The following is a 3,721-nucleotide window of genomic DNA, read 5'->3' as shown; positions in this document are numbered from 1 at the left end:
CGTTGATCGCCTTTTCCATCTGCTCCAGAGCCTTTGTCAGGGTACACCGGGGACAGGCCACATTCATGCGCAGAAAAGCCTCTCCCTGCTTACCGAATTCATAGCCGGCGCAGAACGCCACCTTGGCCTCATTGATCATGAAATGCTCCAGCGCCATGCCCCGGTAGGGCAGCTGGGAGCAGTCCAGCCAGACCAGATACGTACCCTCGGAGGGGATCATACGGATCTGAGGAATGCGCTCCCGCAGGAACTGATCCAGATACGCCTTGTTGTCGGAGACGTAGGCGATGGCCTGATCCAGCCACTCCTCGCCGTCGTTGTAGGCGGCTATGAGGGCGGCCATGCCGAAGATGTTGTCCAGCCGCGTCTGGGCAATGGACATCTCCTCGTTGAACTTGCACCGCAGGTCGTCGTCCGCCAGCACCAGGGTGGCCATACCCAGTCCGCCCAGATTGAAGCCCTTGTTGGAGGAGTAGCAGACCATGGAATGGCGCAGCACCTCCTCGCCCAGCAGACCAAAGGTGGTGTGGGGATGCTCCGGCGGCACGAAGTCGCAGTGGATCTCGTCCACCAGCATGAAGATGTTGTGCCGCAGACAGATCTCCGCCACGCCCTCCAGCTCCTGACGGGTCCATACCCGGCCGGTGGGGTTGTGGGGGCTGGAGAGCACCAGTACCTTCACGCCGGAGGCAGCCTTGGCCTCCATATCGGCGAAGTCGAAGGTGTAGCGCCCGTCCTTCCAGACCAGCGGCGTCTCTACCAGCTTCCGGCCGCCCCGGGTGACCATGTCAAACAGCGGGTCGTAGTTGGGCATGGGGACCATGACCCTGTCGCCGGGCTTGGTGAGGATGCGCAGCATCACGTTCATGGCGTAGATCACGCCGGGAGGCGCAAAGGCCAGATGCTCATAGTTGACCTCAAAGCCATGGCGCTTTTTCAGCCAGCCCATCACCGCGTCATAATAGGGCTGCTGGCGCACACCGTAGCCGTAAACCGGATGGGCGGCGCGCTTCTGTACAGCCTCCACGATGCAGGGGGCGCAGGCGAAATCCATGTCCGCCACCCACATGGGGATCACATCGTCCCGGCCGAAATAGTCCATATCGCAGTCCCACTTAAAGGAGAAGGTATTTCTGCGATTGATGGGGGTATCAAAATCGTATCTCATGCAGCGCCACCAACCAGTGCAACGACGATCCACAGAATGATGGACACTGCCGCCGCCAGCAGCGCATAGGGAAGCTGGGTGCGGACGTGGTCAATGTGGTCGCAGGCGGCGCCCAGAGAGGAGAGCACCGAGGTGTCGGAAACGGGGGAGCAATGGTCGCCGAACAGACCGCCGCTGACAACGGCGCCCACAGCGGCGTAGACCAGCGTACCCAGCTGACCGCCGGTGAAGGAGTAGGCCATGGGAACAGCGATGGGAATGCAGATGGCGAAGGTGCCCCAGGAGGAGCCGGTGAAGAAGGAGATCACGGCGCCCGCGATGAAGGTCACAGACAGGAACAGGGCGGGGGTCATCCAGCTCTCGCAGACGCCCAGCAGGAAGTCGGCGGCGCCCATGGACTTGGTGATGGTGTTGATGCAGTAGGCCAGGGCCAGGATCAGCGTGGCGGACATGACGCTCTTCATGCCCTGCACGGCGGTACTCACCAGATCGGTCACGCTCTTAAACACCTTGCGGATGCTCAGCTCGATGGACATATAGATCACGGTGATGATGAAGCACTCCAGGATCTTCACGCCGCCCTTGGCGATGTACGTCCAGATGGCGGTGGCTACCAGGATCATGATGGGGACCAGGAAGTCCAGCATGACGTTGGGCTTTACATCACTGTCGTTGCCCTTCTGCAGCTCCTCCAGCTCGGTGCCCATCATGGGAACGGCGCCGTCACGCAGCAGCTTGCCGGTGGTGCGGGCGCGCTGCTCCGCCTTGCGCATGGGCCCGAAGTCGGGGAAGATCTCCAGTGCGGAGAGCAGTGTGATGAGCACCATCAGAATCGCGTAGAAGTTAAAGGGGATGGCGCTGATGTAGACGCTCACGCCCTGCTCGTTAGAGGTCACAGGGCCGCCCAGATCCGCCACCAGACCGGCCACGTAGGCACCCCATGCCATGAAGGGCATCAGGGTACACACGGAGGCGCAGGTGGAGTCGAGGATGAAGGCCAGCTTCTCTCTGGGCACACGCATCTCATCCGTCAAGGGACGCATGACCACGCCGCGCAGCAGGGGGCTCATGTAGTCGTCGATGGTGAACAGGCCGATGAACCAGGTGGCCAGCTTTACGCTGCGGGGGGATTTCACCTTACCGGCGATCATCTCCGCAAACGCCTTGACCACGCCCGCCTTCATGAAGAACGCGATCATAATGCCGATGAATACCTGAATGAGCAGGATCCAGATGAAGTCCTCGTTGCCCAGAGCCTCCTCCGCCAGAGCGGAGAAGCCGAAGGCGGGGTCATGCCCCAGCAGCAGAACGCCGGAGAGACAGCCCATGAACAGGGCAAAGACCGCGTCCTTCTTCCAAAATGCCAGCAGCAGGGTAAGCGCAAGGGGAATCAATGACAAAATACCGTAGTTTGCAGCTTCCATTACAAATACCTCCTTAAAAATATAACGCGCGGGTGGGGGATGACATTGAGCCTCCCTTCTGATAACTTTGTTACATTCCTGATTATAATTTATCACACCTCCCTTGTCAACCTTGCATAAGTGCCAAGAAGCTTGATAATTTTTTGTCTAAATCGCTGCTTCGAAGGCTATTTTCGCCTTGGCCTGCAAAAAAATGTTACACCCCCCCAACTTTCCGGCATATTAGGTGTTGATTTATCCATTCATTTTCGATATACTGACTTTCAGCAGCACTATGTGACAGTTTTTTATCAGGCAAGAATTATTGTTGAGAAAGTAGGGATACAGTGAGCAACTACGCCAGTCTTGAGCGATACATTCCTCTGGTGGAATTTATGGGGAAGATCTGCGGAAAGAATTATGAGATCATCCTCCATGACGTTTCCACGCCGGAGCGCTCGGTGATTGCCGCCTGCAACGAGCATCTCAGCGGCCGCCGCGTGGGCGACCCCATGACGGAGTTGGCCAAGGAACTGCTGCGAACCGGAGCCTATAAGGAGCACGACTATGTGGCCAACTACGAGGGCCGCACCCGGGGAGGCAAGCGTTTCGTTTCTTCCACCTATTTCATTAAGGAAAAGGGCCATCTGGTGGGGCTGATTTGCGTGAACCACGATGTGGAGGATATTCTGGTGCTCTCGGAGCATCTTTCCAACCTGCTCCATTCCTTTTCTCTTCCGCAAGAGGAGGAAAGCTCCGCCTATACCGAAAACCTGGATGATTCCATCCCGGAGCTGTCCAGCAATCTGATCCACTCCACCATCCTCGGCTATGGTATCCCCTCCGAGACCATGCATACCGCCGACAAGCTGGAGATACTCCGCTCTCTGGAAGCGCAGGGCGTATTCCAGACCAAGGGCTCCGTCGGACAGGTCGCCAGGGAACTGCACATCTCCGAACCCACGGTCTACCGCTACCTGCGGCGTATCCGCAGCGAAGCAACATGATCTTCCGCCGCGGCCCGCGGCCTTTTCTCCGGCGGAGCCGACGAGGTCGTCATAGAGGATATGCACGGAGACGGCTGCAACATTGACTGCGCCCTGCTCCCCAGAGATGCCCGTCTCCTTCGGGGGATCACCCACGATATTGT

General features: G+C 58.4%; 3 protein-coding genes and 1 pseudogene. 2 read left to right on the top strand and 2 right to left on the bottom strand.

The features are described from left to right. Both ACZM22_RS11055 and ACZM22_RS11050 read right to left on the bottom strand, forming a co-directional pair. Nucleotides 1–1,168, bottom strand: a 1,168-nt coding sequence (locus ACZM22_RS11055; protein WP_489544108.1) for a MalY/PatB family protein, incomplete at its 3' end; no start/stop codon positions are given. Further along, nucleotides 1,165–2,592 (bottom strand): Na+/H+ antiporter NhaC family protein, encoded by a 1,428-nt coding sequence (locus tag ACZM22_RS11050; RefSeq protein WP_489544107.1) that lies wholly within the window; start codon nucleotides 2,590–2,592, stop codon nucleotides 1,165–1,167. The genes ACZM22_RS11050 and ACZM22_RS11055, both read right to left, overlap by 4 nt. Nucleotides 2,593–2,918: 326 nt before the next feature. Here ACZM22_RS11050 and ACZM22_RS11045 point away from each other — a divergent pair, with 326 nt between their 5' ends. Both ACZM22_RS11045 and ACZM22_RS11040 read left to right on the top strand, forming a co-directional pair. Then, complete coding sequence (locus ACZM22_RS11045) at nucleotides 2,919–3,578, top strand: helix-turn-helix transcriptional regulator (protein WP_489544106.1); 660 nt, start codon at nucleotides 2,919–2,921, stop codon at nucleotides 3,576–3,578. Between the two features lie 18 nt (nucleotides 3,579–3,596). Then, a pseudogene (locus tag ACZM22_RS11040) lies at nucleotides 3,597–3,721 on the top strand (M55 family metallopeptidase); the annotation flags it as partial.

It is taken from the genome of Vescimonas sp. (assembly GCF_057856985.1).
The sequence above is the reverse complement of the archived record's forward strand: the minus strand, read 5'-3'. Positions and strand labels throughout refer to the sequence as shown.